This window comes from Parabacteroides sp. ZJ-118 (assembly GCF_011038785.1).
Taxonomy (GTDB): domain Bacteria; phylum Bacteroidota; class Bacteroidia; order Bacteroidales; family Tannerellaceae; genus Parabacteroides.
This window is the reverse complement of record NZ_JAAKDT010000047.1, coordinates 1-26,335: the sequence shown is the minus strand read 5'-3', so window position 1 is coordinate 26,335 and position 26,335 is coordinate 1. Positions and strand designations below refer to the sequence as shown.

Below are 26,335 nucleotides of genomic sequence, written 5' to 3'. Positions count from 1 at the left end.
TATGGCCTGATACCATAAACGAAAAATGCAAATAACTGATAATCAGCTATGCCTTCCAACGGCGAATTGCCGTTTTAGGCATTCGTTTTCAGCCCTCATGCTGTCCCAGCATGCTCCGGTCTCTCCAGATTCAAATGGTCCAATTAACAGGAATGTTTCTGTACAAATATCATTAGGATAACCCTCGATATGTTCTGGAGGCAGAATAGCTCCGGTAGAATAGCTTGTGGTGAAAAATATCTTATATTTGTTTACAAAATGATAATTTGAGCTAACTGTTTTTGGAGTCACGTAACCAATTGTACGTCTTGCGCCACCTTTTATTCCCTTAACGCCATAGGCGCGAAGCGAATTATTGAAAGGGACTTCAGATAGTTTTGATTCGGGATAACGACTGGGCTCATTGAAAAGATAACCGCGAATTCCAAACGGGCGAACACTTGAAACAATTGAATTAAAACTTAATCCAGTGGATGTTTTTTCAAGAATAGATACAATGCGTCGGTCTCGAATGACAAAATCAAAAAAATGGTTTTTTAGAGAGTGATTACCTTCAATAACTAAACCATCTTTTTTAATATATCGAGTTTTAGGGACTCCTTCGTAATTTATATTCCAAAGAAAATAGCAAACACCACCATCGATGTGAATTCCATTGAAAATATATGAATCATATTCGAAATCAAATAATTTCTCAAGATGGGAATCTGATGAAAAATCCTCTCTAAATTTACTAAGTCCTCTACCGCCTACCATCCACTTAGATGGCATTATTAACGAAACATAAATGGGCCTGAGTGTTCGTGACATATCTACAAATTTATTGTAAACAGGAATTGCACTATCAGCTGCGGCACCGCTCCCATCATTAACTTGATACGGCGGGTTACCAACTATTGCGTTTATTTTCACGGTCTTTCCCACTAAATCGCCCACTTTCTTGATAAAGAGTTCGGGCTGGTTTTTAATTTTGTTGATTAAATCTTCCGGTGCCCACATATTGGTCTTACCTTTGCGGAAACCAATAAGCGTCCGTTTGGTAATGCTCTTTGCCATCGGCGTCTTGCAGATGACAAAGATGTTTTCCTCCACCACCTTGTCCCATATCCTCTGTTCATCCTCAATGCTTGACACCGAAAACAAAGAGGTCTTTACCCTTGTGCGGTAAATGCTGTATGCCATGTAAAGAGGATATAATCCGGACTTCGAGTTGATTTCAAGGATCCGGGAATCTTCCGCAAACACGTTTGCCGTCACTTCGCCACGGTCAATGAAACGAGGCTCGGACAATGTGGTTTCATACCCTTTTTCAAAGAAGTTATATCCGCCCAAACAGTCGCCAAGGTGCATATTCACCACACGCCAAGGCGTGAGTACCGTCTCCTTGTCGGGATTGCGGAAAGTGCTGAAAATATCGGTGATACGTTCAATGCGTTCTTCCACACTCAACTTGTCCGCGGCACGTGCCATGGCACGGATGCGTTTTCCTGCCGCACAGAATATCTCCGGGTCATAGTATTTCTTGATGCTGTTGAACTTCTGTTTGGTAACGCCTTTGGGCATGAACTCCTCCCACGATTGCGGGTCGATGAGCGAAGCGAAGTTGTCAATCGTTATCTCTTGGCTTTCATCGCTCAACTCCGCGCCATAAATCAGCAAGGGCATACGGATGGAAATACCCCGGAGGATGGAAATGGCGGCTTCGCGGTTCTCCTTTTTCTTTTTCAACTCTTCAAGGCGTCTCTTTTCCTCTTCCGTCAACGGCTGCTTGTCCTTGCCTCTCTTCTTGGATTTCTTTTCAAGGCTTTCAAGTTCCTCGTATTGCTCATCGGTCAGCCCCTGATTGTTGATGTCCACCTGATTGGTCTTGGGCATTGCCTTGGTCTGACCGATAATCTTCTTCAAGTCGTCAAACTCCTGCAATTCCAAATCACCCAGTTTCATCAGCTCGTCATTATACAGGCTCCTGTCCTCAAAGCCGTTGCAGACAACCCTTTCCACATAAACACGTTTGAGTTGCTCCAACATCTTCGGGACATCGAACCGGCTCATTTTGGAGCCTTCAATGGAGATAATCGGGCAGAAGTTCAGGAACTCGCCCATGATTTTGCGGTCGTTGCCGCTTGTCTTTCCTGCCTTTGCTGAAATCTTCGCTGTTTCGGCAATGACTTTCAAAGTCCTGTCCGGTGCGAAGTCAAACACATAACATTGCTCCTTGACCCTCCCGTTGATGGTGGCAGGTGTCTGCACACGGAAGATGGTCTGCATATAACTTGACGCGGCGGTATTATAAGAGCCTGACAACATAAATACGCCCGTCCACGCCTTTACGCTGACACCCGTTGTCAATCTTCCGCAGGACAAGGTGACGGTTCGTGTGGCATCAGGGTCTTTACCGATGGCTTCTTCCACCGCGGCAAGGGCATCCTTGCTCTCTTCATCCTCGTCACCGTCTCCGGCAACATTCACCACCCTGAAATGTTGGAACACGGGATGGGATTGCAGCATGGCACTCATGGCGCGGGCTTCTTTCACGCCCGGCAACATCCATAAGGTGTGCCGGAATATGTTGCGGTATTCTTCATTGGCAAACGGATAGCAACTCTCCTTGTCCACCTCGCACAGAAGGTTCAGGAACGCCTTTACATCTTTTTCGTGGATAAAGTTCCCGGCTTCATTGATCCGGAAAAATTCGCGGAAATTGAAGGCCACATCTTCATCCACGAACTCATGGAGCAGCCGCCCGAGGTCGTATGTGTAGATGTTCATCGTGGGCAGGGAGGCGTAAGGATTGGGGGCGCCGAAATGGATGGCGTCCCATGACGCTTTTGCCCGTTGCTCCATCACATAGTCCCAAGTGTAGATTTCATCTTCTTTGAAATCATCCAGCAGATTGAACGGAGTACCGGAAAGACGCAGTATCTTGGTATTTGCTTTTGTCAGTTCCTGCATGACAGCCTTGCCAAGCTCCGTCTGTGTCCCTTCGTGCGCCTCGTCCACGATGATGCAATCCCATGCGGTGGCAAACACCTCATTGTTCTTGTCAAAGTTTCCTCCTACAAGCTCGGAACCGCGCAAGTCCTGCATGGAAGCGAAATAGACATATTGGCATTTGCCCTGTTTCGCCCTCGTTTCAAGTGAGGCATGGCTGTCGCCGTTGTTCTTTGAACCATACGCGAAATCCGCCCTGTCATAGAATATCTTGCCGAAATCCTCGAACCAGCCGCTATCGACCACGGGGCGATGGGTAAGAATCAGGGTGCGGCAGAAATCCATGTCCTCCACCACCTGCAATGCAGACAACGTTTTACCGAAACGCATCTTGGCGTTCCAAAGCATTTGGTTGCCTTTCCTGAACTGCTTCTTGGTCTTTTCGATGGCTTCCCGTTGCTCCGGTCGGAATACAATTGGAATCCGGTCGTGTGATACTTCGGCGGAAGAGAGCGATTCCCGTCCCTCCCTGACTGCCGTTATCGCCCGCTTGACCGTTTCAAGGTCTGTGATGAACCACTCGTTGGCCTTGTTCTCTGTATCGAATGTCTTTTTCTTGATTCCGGAACGTTCCAGAACACCATGCACTTCCTTGTCGTTGAAAGAACACAAGCCGTTCTTGCCGTTGTATATGGTAAGCTCCGTATATAGGAGGTCGTATGCGATGCCTGCCGTCTGCGTGTATTGGTTGATGCGCTTCTTCGCGGATTCGTTGAGAGGCTTGCTGTTCGGGGCAAGGCCGAAAACATTGTCATTGTCACAAGTTGCCTCGCCCACTTTCAGGCAACCCCTGTGCGCTGCATCATTGATGCGGAACACATAAATCAGTTTCAGCTTTAGTGAAGAGGTGAATTTCATGCCGCACTATTTTATAAGGTCGATAAATCGGATTCGTTTCCCCATCTTTCCCGTTTTGGGGTCTTTGGCCCGCCAGTCCTTGATTTGGCAATAGATGCCGTTGTGCCTGCGGATGTTGTCTTTTTGGCAGCCTTCGCATTGGCTGACTTCCTCCCTTGTCCCGAACAGGTCGGCAACAATCTTCCGGCGTTCACCGCAACTGTCAGGAACCACACCTTTCAGCCCGTCCATCTGCCACAGGTTCCACGAAATGATATAGGCGATGTATTGCAGGGATTTCAGCATCGGGTCGCTGCCGAATTTTGCGCGATAGTAATCCATGAACGTGGCAAGCAGGTTCTCACGGGCAATCAGCAGGTTGTCGCCCTGCCACTCATATCCGTATGTGCTCTGAAAGGCAACTTGCACCCATTTCAACCATTCTCCGGACGTGCCGGTATTCTCGCCGACCACGCGCAACTTACGGTCAAGAAGCCCTATCCGGCTGTCTATGGGTATGGGCTGTCCGGTTGTGGTGTCATACCGGCTCACGAGATACGGGGCTTCCCCGCAGGTTATCTCCAGACGTGTGTCGCGGACATAATCGCGCCACGTCCTGCCCTCCGGAAATGTTATCTTATCGGGATTTGAGACCCATGTATGGTCGTCATTTTCATGGTTGAACACCTCCCCGCGTCCGAACCACGCATCGTCTATCAGGTTGTTCTGCGCATTGCATATCCATGAAGGCGTGAACACTTCGGCCATGTCGCGGCTGCGGTCACGCTGGGTATCTCGGGCTTTCAGCACACGGGGCATGATTACGTGCCCGTTCCTGCCTGTTATCAGTTCCGGCAGAATCTGAGAGCCGTACTCATACCCCAAACCCAAAGGCTCATAGTCGGCAGTCGCCCAGAATATATTGCGCTGGCAACCGACCATGCTCGTTGTATGGTCTTTGAGCAAGGCGTTCAGCAAGTCGGGGGACAATCCCGATATGTGGTCTTCCAATATATCTGCTTCACACGGCATATCCGGCACAAGTTAAATCCGTGTTGAAGCGTATCTCCTTGTAAGAGAGGATTCCTGTTGAGAATCAACCGGTTTTATTTGTGCTTTGCTAAACAAAAGCCGCTACCACCATATTTTACAAGTCAAATAGTCCCCGTTTAATTACCGTAATTTCAATAAAATGCGTAACTTTGCAGAGTTGGACGTATCTCTTACAAGGAGATATTCGTTTTTGCTAAACATATCCCCGTGCATTTACAAACTTTTCAGGATAAGTGAATTTGCCCTGTCAATCACCGAACAATCCAGTGATGCCAGATAAATTTGCGTGGTCGTCTCGGAGTCATGCCCCATGCCTTCGCTGATGACTGATACCGGGATATTCTTGTTTTTCGCCGCGCTTGCCCACGAATGACGGCTGACGTACATCGTCAACGGGATTTCTATGTTTGCCAGCCTTGCCACTTCCTTCAGGTACTTGTTCACACGGAACAACGTGTTCTTATATTGTTTCCGGCTCTGTTCATACGGGTATTTGAGGATAGGAAGAAGAAACGGGCTTGTGTTTTCGGCCTCATGTTTGCCAATAATCTCCTGCATACATTTCTCCCATTTGATGAAAAGCTGTTGCCCCGTCTTTCGCCTGCGGTAGGAAAGGATGCCGTTCTGCAAGTCCTTCTTCCTCAGGTAAGCCATGTCGATGAACGACATTCCACGGGTGTAGAACGAAAACAGGAACATATCCCTTGCGAAGTCTAATGGCGGCTTCAGGGACAAGTCCAGCTCCTTGATCCGCTTGATTGCTTTTAACGGGATGGCGCGTTTTACGGTCTTGTCAATGCCCGTATAAACGTGCCTGAACGGGTTGCGCTGTCCCGTCAGACCTTTCTCAACGGCACGGTTATAGACCGCACGGAGAATACGCATATAGAATGAAACGGTGTTCATCGTAACACCCTGCGTTTTCAGATAAGCCTCGTATTCCATCATCAAATCAGAGCTGATTTCGTCCAATAAGACATCATCGTTTTTCCTGAACCGCATGAAACTGTTGAGCGTTGCCGTGTAGGTTTCTGCCGTCCGCTCCTTGTTCAGGCGTTTCAGTTGGGCAATGACATCCTCCATGAACTGGGAGAACGATTGTTCGTTTACCGATTCTTGGAATCCCTCGACGATGTCATCCGCTGTAAACTCATTGCCATTACCTTGCGTTCTGTTTATTACCGCATTCAGCCGTTTTACATCCCGGTTGATGCGCTCCTTTATGGAATACAGGATACAGCGTCTACCATCAGTGGCGATAACCACGACACCGTTTTTCTCATCCCATTCATCCGCAAGGATGCGGTAATCCGTCTTTATCTGACGGATTACGCGCTTGTGGATGATTTGATAGTAGATTGTCCCTTCCTTGCCCTTTTGGGTGGACGGGCGAAACTTGACCTTTACCGATGCCATGTCAGTCGGATTTAGGGTTGCTGGTCTGGAACTTGACTTTATCTTTCAAGCCCTCCTGCATCAGGCTGTCGGAGACGGTTTTCAGGGAGATGTCATACCCGTCCGCCTGCTTCCGTACCCATTCGATGGATTCCTCGTCCCTATGTATGTCAAATACCTTGTTAAGCCAAAGCACATCGTTCGCATCGCATCCGCCCCATGAACGGATGGCACGGAACTTCAAGGCGTCATCGGCGTATTGGCGTTTGGACTGCCATTGCTCGATGTTGCCCCACAGGGATAAGGCGCATACCACACCAAGCCCCACTACGAAAGAAAAGACCTTGCTTGACTTGATGTCGAAACTGTGCTTGTGGATATGTTCCTGCGGTTGCAACTCTTGTTGTTCCCCTTGTTCTTCCTGCAACTTCCTGATATTATCAAGTCGTTGCAGGGTCAGGGTGGAAAGCTGTGCGTGAGCCTCCCATTGCTTTGCCAACAAGCCCTTAATCTCTTCGGATTGGGCTTTTGACGTTTCCGCTACCGCCTCCTTAACCGTGGACAAATACGGTTTGTTGTCCCCGGTTTGTGGTTGCTTGGTTATCACTTTGGGGAGTTCTTCCAACTTACCGTTTATACCTTTCAAAGTAGTTTTGATTTCCTCGAAGAGGATGAATACATTGTTGCCTGCCATAGTTACCAATTGATTTTACGTTGTTTCTTCTTTTTCTTGTTTCTCAGGTACGGGTCGTAAGGCTGTTGTTCCTCCGGCACATTATTTGGATCGAACAAACCTAACGAGCCGCTGATAAGGTTGCCAGCACGGCTTGAATCCGTGCTTGTTTCTTCCCGATAAGCCCGTTGCTGGTTGGCTTGCATCTGCCGTTCTTCGTAATTGTTGCGCCTTAACACCGCATCAATTTTGGAATAGCTGAACTGCCTGTCCACCTTTGAGCCGTTGAAACGGTAGCCGTTCATGGAGAATATGACGCCTTGGATTTCATTCGTCTGCCCCTTGTACTTGAACTCAACATCAACGCCCTGCCGCTTTAAGTTATTGACAAGCACGTCCCGGTTGCCGCATCTGCCTACTTCCGTTTTGAGTATTTGGTACAACTCATACCTCGTCTTATCCGGCTCCCGTAACCGGCCAATCTTCACCCGTTCCTTGCCGTTGGCGAAATGAAGCCCGTATTTCTTGGTCAGCTCCTTGCAGATACGTTCGCTGCGGAAGCGGTCGTTCCTGTCGGAAATGGTCTTGCCGTTATTGTCAATGCGGTTGAACGCTATATGCACATGCGGATGCTCCCTGTCGAAGTGCCTCCCGATGATGTACTGCGTATCCCGGATGCCCATCCGCTCCATGTACTCACGGGCTATCTGAGCCATGACCGCATTGTTCAGGCGTGGCGCATCCTCCTTGGAGAAGCTCAATGCGATATGCCCGGCAGCCTTTGTCACCCTCGGATTCATCTGTGCCTGCCCGATGAATCCCTGCGCTATCGTGTCATTATTTTCCAAAAACAAGCCGTCAGCATCTATGATTTTAGTGCCTTTCTCATCGTTCAGGATGTAGTAAACCACGCCCATGAAGTCCGAGCCTTTCATGATTTTGGCTATCATAAGCGTATCCGGTTTACAAGGTTGTCCAACTCTATCATCAGTGTGCGGCAGGGCATGGACACGGAGGCATACCCCTCCGCATTCGCCTTGCGTGCGAGCTGGTTCAGGTTGTTCGCCATGCTGCACAGCTTGCGGATAAGGTCGCCATGCTCTTTCGAGATCCGTTCCTTCACGCCGCCCTCCGTTATGCAGCCACGGACAAATTCGCTTGCAGAGACTCCTGCCGACTTCGCCTTGGACTTCAACAGGTAGTAGTCCTCCGTTGCCATCTTTACCGTGATGCGGTACTTCAACTTCTCGGCAGCACCTTTGACGGGACGGCCGCCTTTGCCTGCCCGTTCCCGTCCGTCATTATTTACTTTTTCGCTCTTCATGATTACTAAGTTTTCATTTTGTTTAATGGTTACAATGATTCCACAGGATATAGACCAACGGGATGTGACTTCCCTGCGAGGTTTGGAGCGGGGCAAGTGGTTTGGTCATGACCAACCTCGGCTGCGCTCGGCAAATGATGAGTGAACTCATCTTTGCGCTCGCTGGCACGAGGTTTCGGTCTGCCCGAAACATAAACTTGCCCCCTCCAAACTCCGTTACAAGTGATTTGGAGCATCCCTGAAAGATACCCCAAAGACACTTCCGTCGGTCGGTCTTAATTCCTACAATTTACGCCATTGGTCGATGTCGCTCCCGTAAGCGGCAAGATGTTGCCGGGCGAGGTTCTCGACCAGCCCCGACACGCTCATGCCCCTGCCTCCGAGACAGCGGACAATCCTGTCCAGCCGGTCACGCACCTCACGGCTGACGAACACGGGCTTGCGGTCGGCAATCTTGGGGACTTGCAGGTAGGTGGAACGGTACTCGTCCAATGACAGCCTGCGCTGCTTGCTGCTGATGCGTCTGACAATAGTCCGTCCAGCAGGAGCATCCGTTTCGGCAACAGCCGCCTCCACTTCTTCGCCTTCCTCATCGGCGTCATTATCTCGTACCTCCGGCTCGTCCTGTCGTATTGATTCAGACACTGCCGCCTGTATAGCGGATGTGTCCGGCTCATCCATTGGAGGGAAGAGGATTGCTTTTTCCTCCACAGTCGGTTCTTGTTCCGAAGCGGAAGTATCTGCCTTCGGTTCACGTCTGTTCATGGAAGGCAGGTAGTCTTCCAACTTGAAGTTCTTGAACTCTTCATCGTTCTCGATGTTTTTGAATTTCTTACTCATTTTCTTTTCTTGTTAAAGGTGAATACTCATTGGTCTGTATGCGCATAGTTGACCGTTTGTCGGGAGCAAAATAACCGCCTATAATCCAGCCTGTCAAGCGAATGGGTGCAGTGGGGCAATTTTGTGCGGTTTTGCCGATGGGCAGCTTTGATACATGGTGAGAACTTCTATGATTTGCCGGATTGCCGGAATTACACGGAGGGCGGTTCGGAGAGGAACAAGGGCTTATGGCAAGCCATGCCGGCGGCTTCTTTTCTTATATTAAGGTGATAGCGTGCCAACCTATTTCCCGTATCTCCTCTGAAAAGGATAATCAAAAGGTCATGTTCCCATTCTCCAAAAACAAGTCCGTATTCATGGATTACGCTTTGCACTCGGAAGAGTATGCGGACAACCGACAACAGCTATAAGCGGCAAGAAGAATGTGCTGAACAAGCAACCTGTTATGATGCCAACCGCTACCACCCTGTGCCACATGCTACCGGTAATGGTAAAGTCCATTGTCAGGTGACGGATTCTGTTTTTCTTTGCGGCAAAAGGAATGATAACAGCAAAAAAGGTGGTGAAGGAATCATGGCACATCGGCTTGCCCACAGGCAACCGGCAAGCAACAACCCGGACAAAGACCGCCATACCGGTGCCAAATGCTGCCACTTTCGGAAAATCCATTGCAGGGCAGCAGGTTATGTATTCCTTTGTGGCAAAATCAACAATAACAACTAAAAAAAGACAATATGGAAATCGTATCTATCGAAAAGCGAACCTTTGAGGAGATGGTCGCCAAGTTCGACCGTTTCGTCCGCCGCATGGATGCCATCTGCCATTGGCATGGAGAAAAGAGAATGAACAAGTGGATGGACAATCAGGACGTGTGCCAAATGCTCAACATCAGCCCGCGCACATTGCAGACACTTCGGGACAATGGAACTTTGGCTTACTCGCAGATAAACCACAAGACCTACTACCGTCCCGAGGATGTGCAGCGTATCGTGGCGGTTGTCGAGGACAGGAGAAAGGAAGCCGGGTTCAAGGGCAGGACGATATGAATAGGATGCAATAAACCGAGTATAATTATAAAACCCACTAAATCCAAAGTATGAACGAACTGATTACAAAGAACAGCGAGTGGATAATCCACTTCATGAGCAACATCGACCGGCTGTTGGACAGCTTCGAGCACCTGACAGCCAACTACCGCCCGACACTGGGCGGAGAAAGGTTCTTTACCGACAAGGAGGTGTCGGCACGTTTGAAAGTAAGCCGCCGGACACTTCAGGACTACCGCAACGAGGGGCGGATACCTTATATCCAATTAGGCGGAAAAATCCTCTACCGTGAATCCGACATCGAACGGATGCTGTCGGACAGCTACCGTTCCGCATACCGGCAGACGGGCACCTGATTTTCTTGAAGGAGCGAAGTTTGCCGTCTGCCCCGTCTTGCGGTAGCAATGAACAACATCCAACAAGAAGAGAAAAAGGACGGCTTACGAATGAAGCATTCAGTTTAGCTTCGTCTGTAAGCCGTTCCTCTTTTTTTTGTCTCTTCTGATTTTCCGTCAGTCGCTCGTTTCCGTTACCGGATGCCTTTTCAGTGCGTGGCGGGCTGTGGCAAGGTTTTCGGGCTGAATACGCTCAAACTTGTTTGAGGAAGATTCTGCCCGGAACGGCTTTGCCGCCCGACCTTGCGGCTGACACTCAAGCCACGCACTAACTTTGCATCCGAGCATCGGAAATATGCGAGTGACGGAATGAAACTCAACAATACCATAGGTTGCTGCCCTTGCCATAGGAAACAAACAGCATGGCTTGTGTATTTTTCCTCTTTGCACAGATTCTATCCATTACAAACCGTCTGAACGCTATACTCTCCTTACTGCATATCCTGAATGCAACGGCTATAACCATTTCAAGGCTGTAAACATCATAGCTGATACCGTCAGGTTGTTTGATATGCGTCATCGTTTCAACCTCATTCAGCTCCTTATTCTTGTAGATTGCATGAATCGCTTTGCGGATGTCACACGAGAACACCCCGAACAGGTCGGCTATCTCGAATTGGGTCATCCATACGGGTGCGGTCGGCATAGTGACTACTCCCATTTCACTGATTGTTATGATTTCTCTTCATAATGCACATATTTGACCTTGTTTATTGATTGTGGTACTACGTTTCACTAACAATAGTTTCTTGATAGTCAAACAATTTATCTCTTTATTTCGTCTCGAACTTGTATTATGAACGCATTGCGTGTGCATATTTGAGAAAAAAACTCAAATATGCACACGCAATATGGAATTTATTTTGTATCTTTGCGGTGCTAAATTAGTCATGTTCAATAATGGATTACTTAAAATCAAATATATGTTACTTGAATTTACTGTAGAGAATTATAGGTCATTCTATGAAAGAAAGACCATAGTGATGGAAGCAGACAAGGCTCTGAAGGAATGTGCTGAAACGAATTTGTTTGAGTGCAATAAACATACCCTGCTTCGTTCGCTTGCACTATATGGCGCTAATTCAAGCGGTAAATCAAATCTTGTCAGTGCTATGCACGCAATGGCAGGATGCGTGTTGTTATCGGTAAAATTAAATGATAATGAAGGATTAGCATATGATCCATTTCTTCTTTTGGAAGACAATCATCGTCCTACGATGTTCGAAATTATATTCTTGAAAGGGAAGTATTGCTACAGATACGGATTCAGATATAACATGGAACGCATAGTTGATGAATGGTTATTCCGAAAAACTACACCTCGCTCTAAAGAGCAGATAATGTTCGTAAGAAATGAAGAGGGAATTTGTGTTGATGAGAATAACTTCCCGGAAGGATCAGGCTATGAAGAAAAAACTAACAACAATCGATTGTTTTTATCATTATGCCAACAATTAGGGGGAGAAATATCTCGTCAGGTTATTTCATGGTTTCAATCGGATTTTAATGTGATTTCAGGATTGAATAATCAACAGTATAGAACCTATTCGAAACTTTTCTTTCATAAAAAGGGTATTCTAAGTACCGATGCTCTTAAATTCTTCCAGAAGCTGAGACTTGGATTTAGAAATATTCTCACTCATGAGGAAGAACCTAATATACCTCAGGATTTACCTATTGAATTGAGAGTTCTTTTCCAAAGAGAGACACAAGGTAAAAAGAATATAGAATTGGATTCCGTACATAACGTGTATTCTGATAAAGGGAAGATTATAAGTACTATAAATTTTTCATTTGAGGAACGTGAATCGTCCGGCACAAATAAGTTATTTGATCTCTCAGGACCAATATTTGACACCCTATATGCCGGAGCTGTACTTGTTGTAGATGAATTGGATGCTAAAATGCATCCTCTTATATCTCAGTATATTATTGAACTGTTTAATAATTCGGAAACAAACCCCAAGAATGCACAGCTGATATTTACAACTCATGATACCCATCTGCTTTCTCAAAAAATCCTCAGACGTGATCAAATATGGTTCACGGAGAAAGATGCCAAAGAACAGACAGATTTGTATAGCCTGACAGATATTGTACTCCCAGATGGTTCCAAACCTCGTAACGATGCCAACTATGAGAAAAACTATATTGCCGGACGTTACGGTGCTATTCCTTATATTTTGAATGATTAAAAATGTAAGGTCATGGCAGCAAAGAAAATAAAAATAGACAATGCTTCTTTGAAATTCAAGAAGCAGTCGCAAAAGAGAGAACATAAGATTATTCGCTGTTCAGTACTGATTGTATGTGAAGGAACGAAGACTGAGCCAAACTATTTTGAGGCTTTCTCTGAAAGGCAACGAGGAATTATTGTGTACGATGTTGAAGTGAAAGGACTTGGTCGAGGGACGAAGGATGTTGTGGAGAAGGCGATAGAACTTAAGAACAAGAACAATTACGATCGTGTTTGGGCCGTATTTGATAAAGATGACATTCCCGCCAAAGACTTTAATAGGGCTATTGAAGAGGGACAGAATAACGATGTTGAAGTCGCGTGGAGTAATGAAGCTTTCGAGTTATGGTATTTGTATCACTTTCATAATGTGACAACAGGAGTTTCGAGAAAGGATTACGAAGAAAAAATCTCTGTTGCCGTAAATGCATCTCCCCGATATAAATCAAAAAGAAAATATAAATATGCCAAAAATGATCCGAACAACTATGAAATAATGACAAAATATGGATCGATAAATTCAGCTTTACGGTATGCAGAAGCAAAACATTTTGAATACACAGATTCTCGTTATGCCCGTCAGAATCCCTGCACAACGGTTTATCGCCTTGTGCGTCAATTATTGGGAATGGATGAAGAGTTAAACGCCGAATTGATAGCAAAGACAGAAGAAAATTGAGTAATTTTAGGTAAGGCTACTGATATTCCTATTACTGTTGGTAGAATCTTTTAAGATAATAATAGATGGGAACTAATTATCAAACACAAAAAAGAGCAATTGCATATAGCTTTCTTGCTCATGTCAGTACTACAGGTACTTTCGCAGAAGGTTCCTTAGATATTTTTGTGCCAATCGTAAAAAATGCGCTATCAGAATTATATCCTGATGGTTCTGCGAAGGGAGCAAACTTGTCAGAAATAGCAACAGCAATAGATGATAGATTTGGTTTGGATATTCCAACTCCCGTTTTAAGAAATATCATGCTGAAAATAGCCATAGAATTGAACGCAAAGAATGGTAGAGAAGATATGCGGATATTTGATGATAATGCTTTTATTATTGAAAAATTCGTATTTGAAGAATATAAGGAGCAAATAGCCAAAAGTAAGGCAGAAGTTTCGAATGTTGTAAGAATTTTTAAAGAGTTCTGCAAAATACACAAGTATACTGATGACTGTGACGAGTCTGGACTTATTCGTTTTATTGAACAAAATCGCGCCGATATATCATATTACTTGGCTCATGAGCAGAAAGACAAAACCCAGCAAAATGTTGCAGCAGCTTTGTTTGTCGACTTTTTCAAGAAAGCTCCTGAGATTTATGATACATTGCGTAACCTGTATTTAGGCTCTATGCTTACCAGCTATCTGAATTATAGACCTATTGGTGTTAAGATGGACGTAGAGATTTTGCTTGATACTAATTTCATCGTAAGTTTGTTAGATTTAAACACTCCTGAATCGACAAAATGTTGCAATACGTTTATTGACGCCAGTAAGAAACTTGGTTACAAGTTTACAGTCTTGCATGATACAATTGAAGAGTTTCAAGGATTATTGACTTATAAAGCGCAAAATTTGGATAGTGCTATTATCGCAAAGAATATTAATAAGGAAGATATATATAATGCCTGTGATCGTCGCAATCTGAGTAGCGTAGATTTATATAGAATCTCTGATAACATAGAAGAAATTCTGACCACCCAATATGACATATACATTCTACCAAATACAGATAAATTGAGAGGGAAAGCCAAATATAGCAAAGAGTATGAAGTTTACAGGAAATACCGTTCTACAGAGAAAGCAGCTCTACATGATGCTATTGCGATTCAGTATGTCAGAGAAAAACGTGGAAACAAAAAGATATATGATTTCGACAAGGTCAATTGTTGGTTTGTAAACAATGCCATTACTCATGAGAATGAACACTGTGAATACATAGAGTGTCTGCAGGGAGATAAGACTGCACAGCCCGAAACAATAAAAGTTGATAATTTGCTCAATATAATTTGGCTGACTAGTCCATCTTTCGGTGTAAATGATGCAGAAATTGTAGATATGGGATTGGCTTCTATGGTTTCATACGCGCTAAGCGCAACGCTTCCTAAATCACGTATTATTAAAGAATTAGACGAGAATATCCAAAAATATAGACTTGATTGCAATATAACTGACAAGGATGTTTTACGCCTTTCTACTCGTATAGTTAACAGACAGATAGAGGATGTACAATCTCTTAATGAACTTGCAAAGAAGGACAAGGTAGAGTTTGCAGCCAAGGTAAAAGAAGAAGCCGCAAAGCAAGAACTGATTGATAATGCTGCGGCTCAAAAACTTCAACAGCTGATAAACACAATGAACAATGGCATAGTGGAACTGCAGCGACACAGAGAGAATCAAGAGAAAAAACATACTGCACGCATGGAAAACCTTGAAAACAAGGAGAAAGAACTTGCTGAGAGACAAAAAGGTATAGATATAAAAGAGAAAGAATTAGAACAACATAACAGACAACTTCTTGCAGATAATAAAACACTTGTCTATGAGAATAAGCAAAAGAATGAGTTGCTAAACAAATTATGGGCACAAGATTGCGCAAAGAAAAGAAAGTTGCGCGAAAATTATATTAATGCGAAGGTAGAAGATAAGAAAAGGCAGTCTAAAAAACACCTTGGTTGGGCTTTTTTAATCTTTATTATATTTGTTTCGATTGTCTGTTGTTTATATTTCTTCATTCCTGAAGGTACGATGAGAATTATTGATATGTTTCTATCGAACAAACTTGTATCAATAGTCATAACTGTTATAATTGGTCTCATTTTGGGTGGTTGGAATATTCTATGCCTGCAAAATTATAATAACTGGCATAATAACCCGTCTTTTGAAAAGAACATGAAAGATAATATTCCCATTCCTCCAGAGCTACAAGATTTGTTATTTGAGGACTTTACTCATCAATAAAAGAATATAAATATACTGAAAGAGAAATATGCCAGTCGCTTGATTCTGTTGCCGGATGCCTTTTCTGTGCGTGGCAGGCAGCGGCAAGGTTTTCGGGCTGAATACGCTCAAACCTGTTTGAGGAAGATTCTGCCCGGAACGGCTTTGCCGCCCGACCTTGCAACTGCCACCAAAGCCACGCACTACCTTTGCATCCGAACATCGGAAACAGGAGGCTGACGGAATGAAGTTCAACAATACCATAGGTTGCCGCCCTTGCCATAGGAAACGAACAGCATCGCTTGCGTTCCTCTCTTCCTTGCGCACATTTTATCCATTACAAACCGTCTGAACGCCATACTCTCTTTTACTGCATATCCTGAATGCAACAGCTATAACCATTTCAAGGTTGTAAACGTCATAGCTGATACCGTCAGGTTGCTTGATATACTTCATCGTATCACATTCACTCAGTTCCTTATTCTTATAGATTGCATGAATAGTTTTGCGAATATCGCATGAGAACATCCCGAACAAGTCGGCTATCTCAAACTTGGTCATCCATACAGGTGCTGTCGGCATTGTGAACACACCCGTTTCAGTGATTGTTATTGTCCCTCTTTCCATAATGCGTCTATTTACCATTGTTTATTTGCTGTTGTTCTTTTTCTTTTCGCCGGTAGATTCTATTTTTCTGCGTTCCATGAGTTTGTCCATGTCCTTGGAAATCTTGTCATCCGTGATTTTGGCATACCCTTGTGTCGTCCGGATATTGGAATGCCCCATCATCTTGGCAATGCTCTCGATAGGTATATCCGCTGAAATCAGGAAAGTTCCGAAGCTATGGCGGCTTTGATGGTAGGACAAGTTATCTTCTTTCCCTATGATTACACCCATCTCATGAACATCAAACCACAAGGAATCACGGCTGGGAAGAGGGAATACGGGCTGCTCGTCATCGGTCGTGTTGTACAACGACAATATCCGTTCCGCTATGGGATGCAGGGGGATGAACGCCTCCACCCTTGTCTTCTTGCGGTTGATGCGGATATACCGCCTGCCATCCGCATTTGTCCCGATATGGTGCGGATGCAGAAGTTTGATGTCCACATACGCCAACCCCGTCAGGGTCGAAAAGATGAAAGCCCGCCTTGCCAGTTCCTGACGTTTGTCGTACATCGGGGTGGAGAGGATTTTCTTGAACTCCTCACGACTGATATACTTGTGCCTTGCTTCCGGCTTTGGCTCATACTCCATATCCTCACAGGGATTCACACGGATAATTTCCCTGTCCACGGCAAGGTACAGCAGGCGGTTCAGCCAGCACATGCATTTGTTGGTCTGGGTCGCCCCGAAGTTCTTGCATTTCTTCAGATAGGCTTTGTAGGATTTGCCGAAGTCCTCCGTCACTTCTTCAAGATTGATGTCTCTCTTGCCGAATGACGCGAGATAATCCGTCAGGTACTTCTGATAATACATTGAACTTCGATAGGAAGAAGTCGAATCTATTTCCTCGGAATGTTTCTTCAACCGCTCCCGTTCCCATTCCCCCATTTGAAGGAGGGTAACGGGATGTAGGTTTTGTCCGGCAAGGCAATTCTTCAGAATTTCTGCGCTGACAACGCCTTGCGATTTGAGTATCCCATCGTAGGCTTCCGCTGCCAGACGCAGGTATTCCCGTAAACGGTTGTTCTCCCTTACGGTCTTTATCTCGTTCTTCCTGCCGTTCCAATCCTCCGGACGGCAATAGATGCCCGTGCTGATGGCGGTCTGCTTCCCGTCAATGGTGATACGGCAGAGTACGGCGGTCGTGCCGTCAGCCTTAACCTTGCTGCGGTTGATGTAGGGCAATAGTGAAAATGTGCTTCGCATATCGTTTTCTTGTTTAAAGGGTCAGTTTGAAATCTTTGGTCGCTTCTATGAACTTGTCCATGTCCTCGAAAAGTTTTTTCGGGCTTACACGGGCATACACCTGGGTGGTGGAAATATCGGAGTGTCCCAGCATACGGCTGATGGTCTCAATCGGAACGCCCGCTTCGAGCGTAATCAGCGAGGCGAAACTATGGCGCGCCTGATGGTAGCACAAGTCATCCTTGATGCCCGCCAATGCCGCCAGCGCTTTCATGTGCCTCCTGAGATTTGACCAATGAAGCAAAGGGAACAGCGTCTCCCTGTCCTCGCTGTGATACTTTTCTATAAGTGCAACCGCTTCGGGCAGCAGTTTTACACCGGCCCTGAGTTCGTTTTTCTTCCTCCGGTATTTCAGCCACAACGCCCCGTCCTCATCCGTCTGCAAATTGGCACAGGTAATGGAAACGACATCTGCGTAAGATACTCCGGTATAACACCCGAAGAGGAACATGTCCCTTGCCAGCATGTGGGACTTGCGGTAAGCAGGTATTTCCACGTCACGGATTTTCTCGAACGATTCGCGGCTCAATGCCCGCGGTGTCCTCTCGCTCTGTTTGGGCAGGGCAAAATGCCGGGAATGGCATTTGTCCGAATACCCTTTCTTGTAGGCAAGGCGGCAGACTTTCTTCAGGATGGCAAGATGGTGGCGGACGGTATCAATCGCATACCCTTTCTCTTCCGTGGCGAAAGCCTGATAGTCGTGGATGAACTGCTCCGTCAGTTGCCCGAACGCCAAATCCTTGACCTTGTACCGGCGTTCAATGAATTCTCTAAGTGCCAAGCGCATATAATGGTAACCGGGATAAGTGCCTTTCGCACGGTCTATGCCGATACGTGACTTGATGTCATCGCATACAACGTCCGTCATTTTCATGAGGGTCATCTGCGTCTCCATGCTTCCTTGGAAAAGGTCTTTCACATCGGTGGCATCGAAATCGACCTTGCGGTTCACAAGGCTGTCGAACGCGGCGTTTACCGCCAACAGTAGCTTGTCGATTTTGGCATTGGTCTCAACAGCCTCCCGGCTCTTGCCGTCCAGACGGCTTTCACGGGGATTCCACAACCCGGGAGTGCAGGAGAGCTTGCAGCCGAATTGCGCCATCGTGCGGTTCACGGTGATACGCCCCATAATAGGAGCCTTGCCCGACTTGTCCAGCCCGCTCTTTTTAAGGTCGAGCAGCACCTTGAATTTTTCTACTTTCATAACGCTTATATTTTTAGTGCAAATTTACTTGCCGTATAAGCGTTCCTTGATATGCAAAATACTGTATATGAGTGCAAACAAAACGGTGAGGACTTCTTTTCATTGCCGACCGTTACCTATTCCCGTTTCGGTAACTGCCTGGCTAACGGTTTGGTAACTGAATAACCTCAATATTCCGTTCCCTTTTGCATTTTCACCACTTGGCAAAATACTGAAACCTTGCTCATTTCAAACGGTTTACGTTTTATCTTCACCTACTCGCTTCTCCTTGCGTAGCCTATCACTTTCCATTGCGCCAGGCATGGATTCGCAACGTTGGCTCTCTGCAAGGGTATGCCAATCGAGAGTGTTAGCAGGATTTTAGGGCACACGAACATTGTCACGACCCAAATCTACGCGAAGATAACCACGCAAAAACTCGACAACGACCTGACGATGTTCGGAAACAAACTAAGCAAGGCATTTAACGGCATTACAATGGTATGAGTATGGAAAGGATGGTTATTAAGACAGACGGGCGTGGCAACATCATCATGCCAACAGATATAGCCGGTGTTTGGATGTCTGAACCGGAATTGGTGGAGCTGTTTGGGGTAATCGTTCCGACACTCCGTGCCGCAGTCAGATCCGTGTATAAAAGCGGTGTCCTGAAAGACTATGAGATACAGAAATATGTCCGGTTGGAAAACGGATATTATGCCGATGTGTTCGGTTTTCCGATGGTGGCGGCACTCGCTTTCCGTATCAATACCTTTGGTGCTGAGCAGGTTCGCAATGCCATATTTGAAAGGCTGTACTTGCGAAAAGAGAAAACAAGCATCTTCTTTTCGCCGGGTTTCAACAACATGGATTTGTTTAATTATCAGGCGTAAGACCTATTAAGATGGCGACATGAAGTAGTGAAACCTATGCCTACTCACATTGCCAACAATGTATTTATACGGATAACCACATAAGTATATTGCCATTCATCCGTATTAATGTATTAATATCCAGTCTCGAAGAATCAACTGTTTCAGACCTGCTTCTTCGGGATTTTTTTTGTTTTCACATATGTTTTTAGCCCCGAACCATTGTTTTTTCTGTCCCGATTCGCTTTTTTCTGCGTTCTGCTGTATTTTGCTTAACAAGCTATCCGATAATTGATTATACTTTTGTGGCTGACATTTCATCAAACTAAAATCGAATAATATGGCAGCCAAAGAAGAAAAAGACAGCCACCGACCGCCATCAGATGGCGGCATGGCAAAGGAGGAGTTTATCCGTGTCGGCACAACGCTCTACAAGATTGTGGAGCAGCCGAGATTGAACGGAGGTTATGTAAAGAAACGCATCGCGTGGAACAACGAGACCTTGCGCCAAGACTATGGCAAGGATTACATCGGCAGCGTTCCCAAGTATGACGGCTTCTGTACCGTACCCGAACACGTCAAGTACCAGCCTGTTATCGGCAAGTTCCTGAACCTCTACGAGCCGATAGACCACCGACCGATGCAGGGCGAGTTCCCAAACATACAATCGCTGGTACGGCACATCTTCGGGGAACAATATGAGCTGGGTATGGACTACTTGCAGTTGCTCTACCTGCAACCCGTCCAAAAGCTGCCCATCCTGCTGTTGGTATCGGAGGAACGCAACACGGGCAAAAGCACTTTTCTGAACTTTCTGAAAGCCTTGTTCCGGAACAATGTGACGTTCAACACCAACGAGGATTTCCGCAGCCAGTTCAACTCAGACTGGGCAGGGAAACTGCTTATCCTTGTGGACGAGGTGCTGCTCAACCGCAGGGAGGACAGCGAAAGGTTGAAAAACCTAAGCACCACACTCTCCTACAAGGTGGAAGCCAAAGGCAAAGACCGTGACGAGATAGCTTTCTTCGCCAAATTCGTGCTGTGTTCCAACAACGAGTATCTGCCTGTCATCATCGACGCAGGGGAAACACGTTATTGGGTGCGTAAGATAGATCGCTTGCAGTCCGATGATACCGACTTCCTGCAAAAACTGAAAGCGGAGATACCCGCCTTTCTCCATTTCCTGCAACGCAGAAGTCTGTCCACCGAAAAAGAAAGCCGGATGTGGTTTGCTCCATCGCTATTGCATACCGAAGCCTTGCGGAAGATTATCCGCAGCAACCGTAACCGGTTGGAGATAGAGATGCACGAACTTATCCTTGACATCATGGAGGGTGTCGGCACAGACACTTTCTCGTTCTGCCCGAATGATATCCTTGTACTGTTGGTAAACACGCAGGTCAAAGCGGAAAAGCACCAAGTGAGAAAAGTATTGCAGGAGTGCTGGAAACTTGCACCTGCGCAGAATGGACTGACATATACCACCTATCAATTGAACTACAATCGGGAATGTCGGTATGAGCCGGTAAGGAGGGTGGGACGCTATTACACCATCACAAGGGAACAGCTTGAATCCCTGTAATTCCATTATTTTTTGTTGAATTGATGAATAGGAATATAACCACGCTCATAATCAACAATATGCACTCTCAACAAAAACTCAACACACCAAAATAAAAGTTGAGGATAACACACCGACCGATTGTTGATTTCTCTTTTGGCGAGTGGTTTGTTGAGAAGCCGTTGAGAAAGTATAATACTGTATATGAGTATATTAAACTACCCATTCATCAAATCAACGTTTTTCCAATCATCATCAACCCCACTGTAATACTAAATCAATTAAAAGACTGAAATATGAACATCCAAGACGTAAAACAAATCAAGTTGACAGACTACCTGCAAAGTCTGGGCTATACGCCCGTGAAGCAACAGAGCAAAAGCCTTTGGTACAAATCACCGCTGAGGGAGGAAGTAGAAGCCTCGTTCAAGGTAAACACTGACCGTAACCTGTGGTATGATTACGGGCTGGGCAAAGGCGGCAACATCATCGCACTGGCACAGGAACTTTATTTTTCTGACCATGTGCCTTACCTGCTCCGTAAAATAGCAGAACAGGCTCTGCACATCCGACCTGTATCTTTCTCTTTTCGCCGGCAATCATCCGAGCCGAGTTTCCAACAGTTAGAGGTGTGGGAACTCGCACATCCGGCATTGCTCCGCTATTTGCAGGAACGTGGCATAAATACCGCATTGGTAAGGCTGGAATGCAAGGAACTGCACTTCAGCAACAATGGCAAGCCTTATTTCGCCATCAGTTTCCCGAATGTGGCAGGAGGCTATGAGGTGCGTAACCGATTCTTCAAAGGCTGCATAGCACCGAAGGACATCAGCCATATCCGGCAGCGAGGAGAGCCGCGAGAGAAATGCCTCGTGTTCGAGGGCATGATGGACTATCTTTCATTCCTCACGTTGAGGATGAAGAACTGCCCGGCCACGCCTAACCTTGATAGGCAGGATTACGTCATCCTCAATTCGGTAGCCAATGTTTCCAAAGCCATTGACGTGCTGCACGGTTATGAACGCATCCACTGCCTGCTCGACAATGACGAGGCGGGGGCAAGGGCATATCAGGAACTGAGGAAAGAGTTTCCCAACCGCACCCGTGACTTCTCCCACAACTATCATGGGTATAAAGACCTGAACGATTACCTGTGCGGCAAGCGGCAGAATTTAGCCGTCAATCCACCGCCACGGAACATCGTTAAACCCAAGAAAAAAGGGTTGGGATTATGACATCGAGAATGGGAAAAAAGCGAGATGCCCGAAATTCATCCTCCGGGGATTGTGGGGTAGCAAGTTTGTGTTTCGGGTGCACCGAAACCGCTTGCCACCCACTCCCCGAATCGCAGGGAGCGGCATCCCGTCGGTCTATACATTAACTGCAATAACAACACTTGAAGAATGGAACATAAGGAAGATAAGAGACGTAACAAGGGCGGTCGCCCGAAGAAGGGGGCTACCGATAAAATGACATACCGTGTCGCCGTGAAGATGGCGGCGGCTGATTATTTCCGCCTGCTGACACGGGCATATGAGGCAGGAGTGTCGCCAAGCGGATACATGAGGGAATGTTTCCAAAACGGTCATGTGAAGGAGCGGCTGTCGAAGGAACACGCCGACCATGTGCGCAAGCTCTGCGGCATGGCGAACAACCTCAACCAGCTTGCCCGCAAAGCCAATGCCGGAGGTTTTTACGATACACATTGGGACTGCAAGGTGGCGGTGGCAAGGATTCACGAACTTATCAACAAGATTGGGATATGATGGCGAAAATCGTAAAAGGAAGCGATTTCAAGGGTGTGGTGGACTACATCCTCAACAAGAACAAGGGGACTCGGGTAGTGGCGTGCGACGGCTTGTTCATGGAAAACAAGGATACCATCGCTATGAGCTTCAATGTACAGTCGCAGATGAACGGCAAGGTGGCAAAACCTGTCGGGCACATCGCCCTGAGTTTCTCCAAAGAGGATGAGCATCGCCTGACAGACCGTGCAATGGCAGTCATCGCGCTTGAATACATGGAGCGGATGGGCATCCGGAACACGCAGTTCCTCATCGCCCGCCACTTCGACAAGGAGCATCCGCATGTGCATATCGCCTACAACCGTATCGACAATGACGGCAACACCATTTCAGATCGAAACGAACGCCTGCGCAGCACCCGTGTCTGCAAGGAGCTTACCATGAAATACGGCTTATACATGTCAAGCGGGAAAGAGAACGTCAAGCGCAACCGCCTTAAAGAACCGGACAAGACGAAATATGAGCTGTACGACATCCTCAAGACGGAAGTCGGCAGGTGCGGCAACTGGGACGTGCTTGCCGCCAACCTGAAGCGGCAGGGTGTGGAAGTACATTTCAAACACAAGGGGCGGACCAACGAGGTGCAGGGCATTGTATTCACCAAGAACGGCTACCGTTTTAACGGCTCCAAGGTGGACAGGCGTTTCAGCTATTCCAAGATTGACGCTTCCTTGCAGCGTAACAGGCATGAGGAGCGTATGAGGTTGATGCCAAAAGCACATGAAATTGCCACGCCAAGCGCACCATCAGCCACTACGCATACCGAATTGTTCAGCGGTTCATTGGGATTGCTGAACGGTAATACTTCATCCTACAATGCCGCCGATGCGGAAGCTAATCAAGAAATGGCGGAGATGTTGCGCAGGAAAAAGAAACGCAAACGGGGAATGAGTTTATAAGAAAACATCCAGTATTTAATCTTTTCGGACAGCTGGCATTATTATGCTGGCTGTCAATTATTAAAATTTAATTCTCTGCAATCGCATTTTCTACAATCAATGTAGCTTGTTGTAATAACAACTTACTTTCTTTGCGAAGAACAAAACTTTTTTGTAGCAATTTTGACAATTTGATTTGTTCCGGCATTGGTAGTATCGGAATAATTGACTTTTTCAATTTCTGATGGCTTCCAATGCTGTATAATAGAACCTCCTGCATCTCTCTCTGCTTGTAATTTAATTACGACTGAATTGATTACTAATGTTAAATAGTCAGGCAATACTTCTTTGTCCGTAACATTTAAATGTACAATAGCTCCTGATGTAATAACATCTATTGGTCCTTCAACCTTATAGGCAATGCCAACACTGCCGTCCTTGGATAGCAGGATAGTATCTTTTTGAGGACGTATCACATCCTTAAATTTAAAGCGGTCTAAGTAAATTGTAGGCTGGGATAAACCGAACTTAGACAAATCGGCCACCCGAATGAATGGAATTCCTTTTTCTATGTATGTATCGCTCCCCGGCTCTATTGATTTGGAAAGCGTTGCGATTTGTTTTATTGTCTTTGTCTTAAACTTATTTAGCTTACTGAACAAGTAATCAAATTTAGGTTGATAGTATTCTGCGTCCAATCTGCCACTTGCCAAAAAACTACTTGATAACATCTTATGGCTACAGACTGTTTGCTGTTGCGATTTTATTGTGGCAGTTAATCCAATTTCAGCAAGCAGCAACCAAGTAGCCAAATTCCACTCTTGTGCCGAGAATTTCAATAATTGGTTGCAAATCAAGGGCTTACCCTCCCCCCCATTTCTATTGCTTGTTCTACTGTAAGTTCCGCATCTTCGAGCAATTGCATAGCCTCTTTACGTAATTCGAAACTCTTTTGTACATGTTTGGCAATTTCATCTTGAACTTCTTGTCGAATAAGGGGTATCGGTATCCTTTCCAATTCGGACTTACTGATAGCAGTTAATATTGTGCCTGAACATCCTTTCTTCATAAGATTTTGGATAGGCTGCGATTTAAAGAGTGTAAGCAATGTTTCAGGATTGAATTCAGATGATTGCAGTACATAGAAACCAGTTGAACATAAAGCCCTATCATATTCATCTGTTATCAATGCGCAACTGTCAAGAGAGCCTTCCACAGAAGACACGATAACATCTCCACGATGAACGATTCTTCTTGCTCTCGTAGGCAATTCTTTTCCAACTTGCTCTTCATAGCCCGTTATCTCGCCGGATTTACCAATGTTGGCAAGTTCGATGTATTTATACCGCACACCATCTTCAGGCGTATAATTCCTGTCTTTGATAGTACACACTTCGCCAATCAGCCCACAGCCATTCGAGTAAGATTGTACAAGCCGTATATAATCTTCATATTTAGGTAGATAATATTCCGAGTCAAACCGCCCAGTTTCAAGGAAAGAGTCTTTCAAAGTCTTTACATTGTAGGCGTTAGGATTGGCGGAAAATTCTGTCATGCCTAAACATTCTAAAAGATAGGCTTCTGCATACGCATATAACTCTTCTGACTTTTTGAGAACTTCAAAAGAAGAATATGTATAATTTTCAATTCGTTGTTGTATACTATTAGGTAAGATCGGTATCGAAATCTCTCTGAACTTTGCTGGACTAAAATTGGCTTGATTACTCACCATCGCATACTTTTCTACTTCCATTCTGCCATATTTCGAATTCAAAAAGGCAACTAACGAAGCAGAATTGATAACATTTCTGTCAGGTCTTACTCTAAACAGGTATGAAGCGAATGCATAGTTATAGTCGGCTGGAACAATAGCACTTTTTCCGACTAACTTCGGATTTCCATTAGTGCGACATATCAGCACATCGTCTTTCTTTAATTTGAGAGATTGATATGTGTCAGCATCTAATAAATCACAATATTTGGCTGGTTTAGATATGAATGCCAAATTAAACTCATTTAATCGTAATACCGGATAGCCTAATTCTATCTCATTGAGTTCATTTGATGTACCATATTGTGAAAAGATAATAGCCTTTTCTCCTTTTACAATATCATTATAATGCATACTATCAGCATTGTAAAATTCAGCCTCAAGTCTAAAGACTATATCTTGAGTTACAATTTGCGCCCTTGTTTCTGTAATTTTAAGCCCCTCTAACAAAGCCTTATATTTTACTTCGTCAAAGGGGCATCCACGAAAAAAGAGAGATGCTCTTTCTTTGCAAACTCTGAAAATGCTTCCGCAATTCCGTCTTGTGTCAAACCATCATGATTGAAAAGGTCATGCTTAACAATCAAGTGTCCGTGACTGTCTAACAGAGGAATATTATTG

At 45.5% G+C, this 26,335-nt stretch carries 24 protein-coding genes and 2 pseudogenes; 12 read left to right on the top strand and 14 right to left on the bottom strand.

The features are described 5' to 3' along the window. Positions 1 to 42 precede the first annotated feature (42 nt). The 7 genes from G7Y39_RS11570 to G7Y39_RS11540 all read right to left on the bottom strand — a co-directional run bounded on the left by G7Y39_RS11570 (position 43) and on the right by G7Y39_RS11540 (position 9,113). On the bottom strand, positions 43 to 3,849 hold the full coding sequence (locus tag G7Y39_RS11570) for an Eco57I restriction-modification methylase domain-containing protein (protein ID WP_241160029.1): 3,807 nt from the start codon (positions 3,847 to 3,849) through the stop codon (positions 43 to 45). 6 nt (positions 3,850 to 3,855) lie between these two features. Beyond that, a complete protein-coding gene (locus G7Y39_RS11565; RefSeq protein WP_165157615.1) occupies positions 3,856 to 4,860 on the bottom strand; it encodes a restriction endonuclease subunit M in 1,005 nt (334 codons plus the stop codon). Positions 4,861 to 5,094: 234 nt separating this feature from the next. Next, complete coding sequence (locus G7Y39_RS11560; protein ID WP_165157614.1) at positions 5,095 to 6,297, bottom strand: site-specific integrase; 1,203 nt, start codon at positions 6,295 to 6,297, stop codon at positions 5,095 to 5,097. A 1-nt stretch (position 6,298) separates the two neighbouring features. Further along, positions 6,299 to 6,970 (bottom strand): hypothetical protein, encoded by a 672-nt coding sequence (locus G7Y39_RS11555; RefSeq protein WP_165157613.1) that lies wholly within the window; start codon positions 6,968 to 6,970, stop codon positions 6,299 to 6,301. Positions 6,971 to 6,972: 2 nt separating this feature from the next. Continuing rightward, positions 6,973 to 7,899: a relaxase/mobilization nuclease domain-containing protein gene (locus G7Y39_RS11550; RefSeq protein ID WP_165157612.1), complete on the bottom strand. Its 927-nt coding sequence runs from the start codon at positions 7,897 to 7,899 to the stop codon at positions 6,973 to 6,975. Further along, positions 7,896 to 8,273, bottom strand: a complete 378-nt coding sequence (gene mobC, locus G7Y39_RS11545; RefSeq protein WP_165157611.1) for a plasmid mobilization relaxosome protein MobC — start codon at positions 8,271 to 8,273, stop codon at positions 7,896 to 7,898. The genes G7Y39_RS11550 and mobC overlap by 4 nt, the downstream gene beginning before the upstream one ends. A gap of 282 nt (positions 8,274 to 8,555) precedes the next feature. Beyond that, on the bottom strand, positions 8,556 to 9,113 hold the full coding sequence (locus tag G7Y39_RS11540) for a DUF3408 domain-containing protein (RefSeq protein ID WP_165157610.1): 558 nt from the start codon (positions 9,111 to 9,113) through the stop codon (positions 8,556 to 8,558). Between the two features lie 384 nt (positions 9,114 to 9,497). Here G7Y39_RS11540 and G7Y39_RS11535 point away from each other — a divergent pair, with 384 nt between their 5' ends. From G7Y39_RS11535 to G7Y39_RS11525, 3 genes are read left to right on the top strand one after another with little or no spacing between them, the layout of a single operon-like run. After that, entirely contained in the window at positions 9,498 to 9,836 is a 339-nt protein-coding gene (locus G7Y39_RS11535; protein ID WP_165157609.1) for a hypothetical protein, read from the top strand. 11 nt (positions 9,837 to 9,847) lie between these two features. Then, positions 9,848 to 10,159, top strand: coding sequence for a helix-turn-helix domain-containing protein (locus G7Y39_RS11530; protein WP_165157608.1), 312 nt, complete (start codon positions 9,848 to 9,850; stop codon positions 10,157 to 10,159). Between the two features lie 50 nt (positions 10,160 to 10,209). Continuing rightward, on the top strand, positions 10,210 to 10,515 hold the full coding sequence (locus tag G7Y39_RS11525) for a helix-turn-helix domain-containing protein (RefSeq protein ID WP_165157607.1): 306 nt from the start codon (positions 10,210 to 10,212) through the stop codon (positions 10,513 to 10,515). 355 nt (positions 10,516 to 10,870) lie between these two features. On the opposite strand, the gene G7Y39_RS11515 is transcribed toward G7Y39_RS11525, so the two are convergent. Then, positions 10,871 to 11,215 (bottom strand): hypothetical protein, encoded by a 345-nt coding sequence (locus tag G7Y39_RS11515; RefSeq protein ID WP_165157605.1) that lies wholly within the window; start codon positions 11,213 to 11,215, stop codon positions 10,871 to 10,873. Between the two features lie 262 nt (positions 11,216 to 11,477). On the opposite strand from G7Y39_RS11515, the gene G7Y39_RS11510 reads away from it, so the two are divergent. The 3 genes from G7Y39_RS11510 (at position 11,478) to G7Y39_RS11500 (ending at position 15,754) form a co-directional block, all read left to right on the top strand. After that, positions 11,478 to 12,749 (top strand): ATP-binding protein, encoded by a 1,272-nt coding sequence (locus G7Y39_RS11510; protein ID WP_165157616.1) that lies wholly within the window; start codon positions 11,478 to 11,480, stop codon positions 12,747 to 12,749. Positions 12,750 to 12,761: 12 nt separating this feature from the next. Continuing rightward, a complete protein-coding gene (locus tag G7Y39_RS11505; RefSeq protein ID WP_165157604.1) occupies positions 12,762 to 13,469 on the top strand; it encodes an RloB family protein in 708 nt (235 codons plus the stop codon). A 65-nt stretch (positions 13,470 to 13,534) separates the two neighbouring features. Further along, a complete protein-coding gene (locus G7Y39_RS11500; protein WP_165157603.1) occupies positions 13,535 to 15,754 on the top strand; it encodes a hypothetical protein in 2,220 nt (739 codons plus the stop codon). Here the strand turns inward: G7Y39_RS11500 and G7Y39_RS11495 are convergent. The 4 genes and pseudogenes from G7Y39_RS11495 to G7Y39_RS11480 form a co-directional block, all read right to left on the bottom strand. Continuing rightward, positions 15,741 to 16,016 carry a hypothetical protein gene (locus G7Y39_RS11495; protein WP_206225166.1) on the bottom strand — a complete coding sequence of 92 codons (276 nt, stop codon included), beginning with the start codon at positions 16,014 to 16,016 and terminating at the stop codon, positions 15,741 to 15,743. The two genes, G7Y39_RS11500 and G7Y39_RS11495, sit on opposite strands and share 14 nt — an antisense overlap. Beyond that, a pseudogene (locus G7Y39_RS11490) lies at positions 15,985 to 16,360 on the bottom strand (hypothetical protein). Before G7Y39_RS11490 ends, G7Y39_RS11495 begins: the two are co-directional and overlap by 32 nt. Before the next feature lie 21 nt (positions 16,361 to 16,381). Further along, a complete protein-coding gene (locus G7Y39_RS11485) occupies positions 16,382 to 17,605 on the bottom strand; it encodes a site-specific integrase (protein ID WP_165157601.1) in 1,224 nt (407 codons plus the stop codon). A 13-nt stretch (positions 17,606 to 17,618) separates the two neighbouring features. Further along, positions 17,619 to 18,848 carry a site-specific integrase gene (locus tag G7Y39_RS11480; protein ID WP_165157600.1) on the bottom strand — a complete coding sequence of 410 codons (1,230 nt, stop codon included), beginning with the start codon at positions 18,846 to 18,848 and terminating at the stop codon, positions 17,619 to 17,621. A gap of 279 nt (positions 18,849 to 19,127) precedes the next feature. Here G7Y39_RS11480 and G7Y39_RS11475 point away from each other — a divergent pair. The 6 genes and pseudogenes from G7Y39_RS11475 to G7Y39_RS11445 form a co-directional block, all read left to right on the top strand. Next, positions 19,128 to 19,334, top strand: a pseudogene (locus G7Y39_RS11475) (tyrosine-type recombinase/integrase); the annotation flags it as partial. Further along, on the top strand, positions 19,331 to 19,720 hold the full coding sequence (locus G7Y39_RS11470; RefSeq protein ID WP_165157599.1) for a hypothetical protein: 390 nt from the start codon (positions 19,331 to 19,333) through the stop codon (positions 19,718 to 19,720). The pseudogene G7Y39_RS11475 and the gene G7Y39_RS11470, both read left to right, overlap by 4 nt. A 319-nt stretch (positions 19,721 to 20,039) precedes the next feature. Beyond that, a complete protein-coding gene (locus G7Y39_RS11465; RefSeq protein ID WP_165157598.1) occupies positions 20,040 to 21,281 on the top strand; it encodes a primase-helicase family protein in 1,242 nt (413 codons plus the stop codon). Between the two features lie 275 nt (positions 21,282 to 21,556). After that, positions 21,557 to 22,495 carry a toprim domain-containing protein gene (locus tag G7Y39_RS11455; protein WP_165157597.1) on the top strand — a complete coding sequence of 313 codons (939 nt, stop codon included), beginning with the start codon at positions 21,557 to 21,559 and terminating at the stop codon, positions 22,493 to 22,495. A 168-nt stretch (positions 22,496 to 22,663) separates the two neighbouring features. Next, on the top strand, positions 22,664 to 23,026 hold the full coding sequence (locus G7Y39_RS11450; RefSeq protein WP_165157596.1) for a MobC family plasmid mobilization relaxosome protein: 363 nt from the start codon (positions 22,664 to 22,666) through the stop codon (positions 23,024 to 23,026). Beyond that, a complete protein-coding gene (locus tag G7Y39_RS11445; protein ID WP_165157595.1) occupies positions 23,023 to 23,964 on the top strand; it encodes a relaxase/mobilization nuclease domain-containing protein in 942 nt (313 codons plus the stop codon). Before G7Y39_RS11450 ends, G7Y39_RS11445 begins: the two co-directional genes overlap by 4 nt. A 122-nt stretch (positions 23,965 to 24,086) precedes the next feature. On the opposite strand, the gene G7Y39_RS13710 is transcribed toward G7Y39_RS11445, so the two are convergent. Together G7Y39_RS13710 and G7Y39_RS13705 are read right to left on the bottom strand one after the other, a co-directional pair. Further along, complete coding sequence (locus G7Y39_RS13710) at positions 24,087 to 24,755, bottom strand: restriction endonuclease subunit S (protein WP_241160012.1); 669 nt, start codon at positions 24,753 to 24,755, stop codon at positions 24,087 to 24,089. A 41-nt stretch (positions 24,756 to 24,796) separates the two neighbouring features. After that, positions 24,797 to 26,164: a restriction endonuclease subunit S gene (locus G7Y39_RS13705; RefSeq protein WP_241160011.1), complete on the bottom strand. Its 1,368-nt coding sequence runs from the start codon at positions 26,162 to 26,164 to the stop codon at positions 24,797 to 24,799. Positions 26,165 to 26,335: the final 171 nt, after the last annotated feature.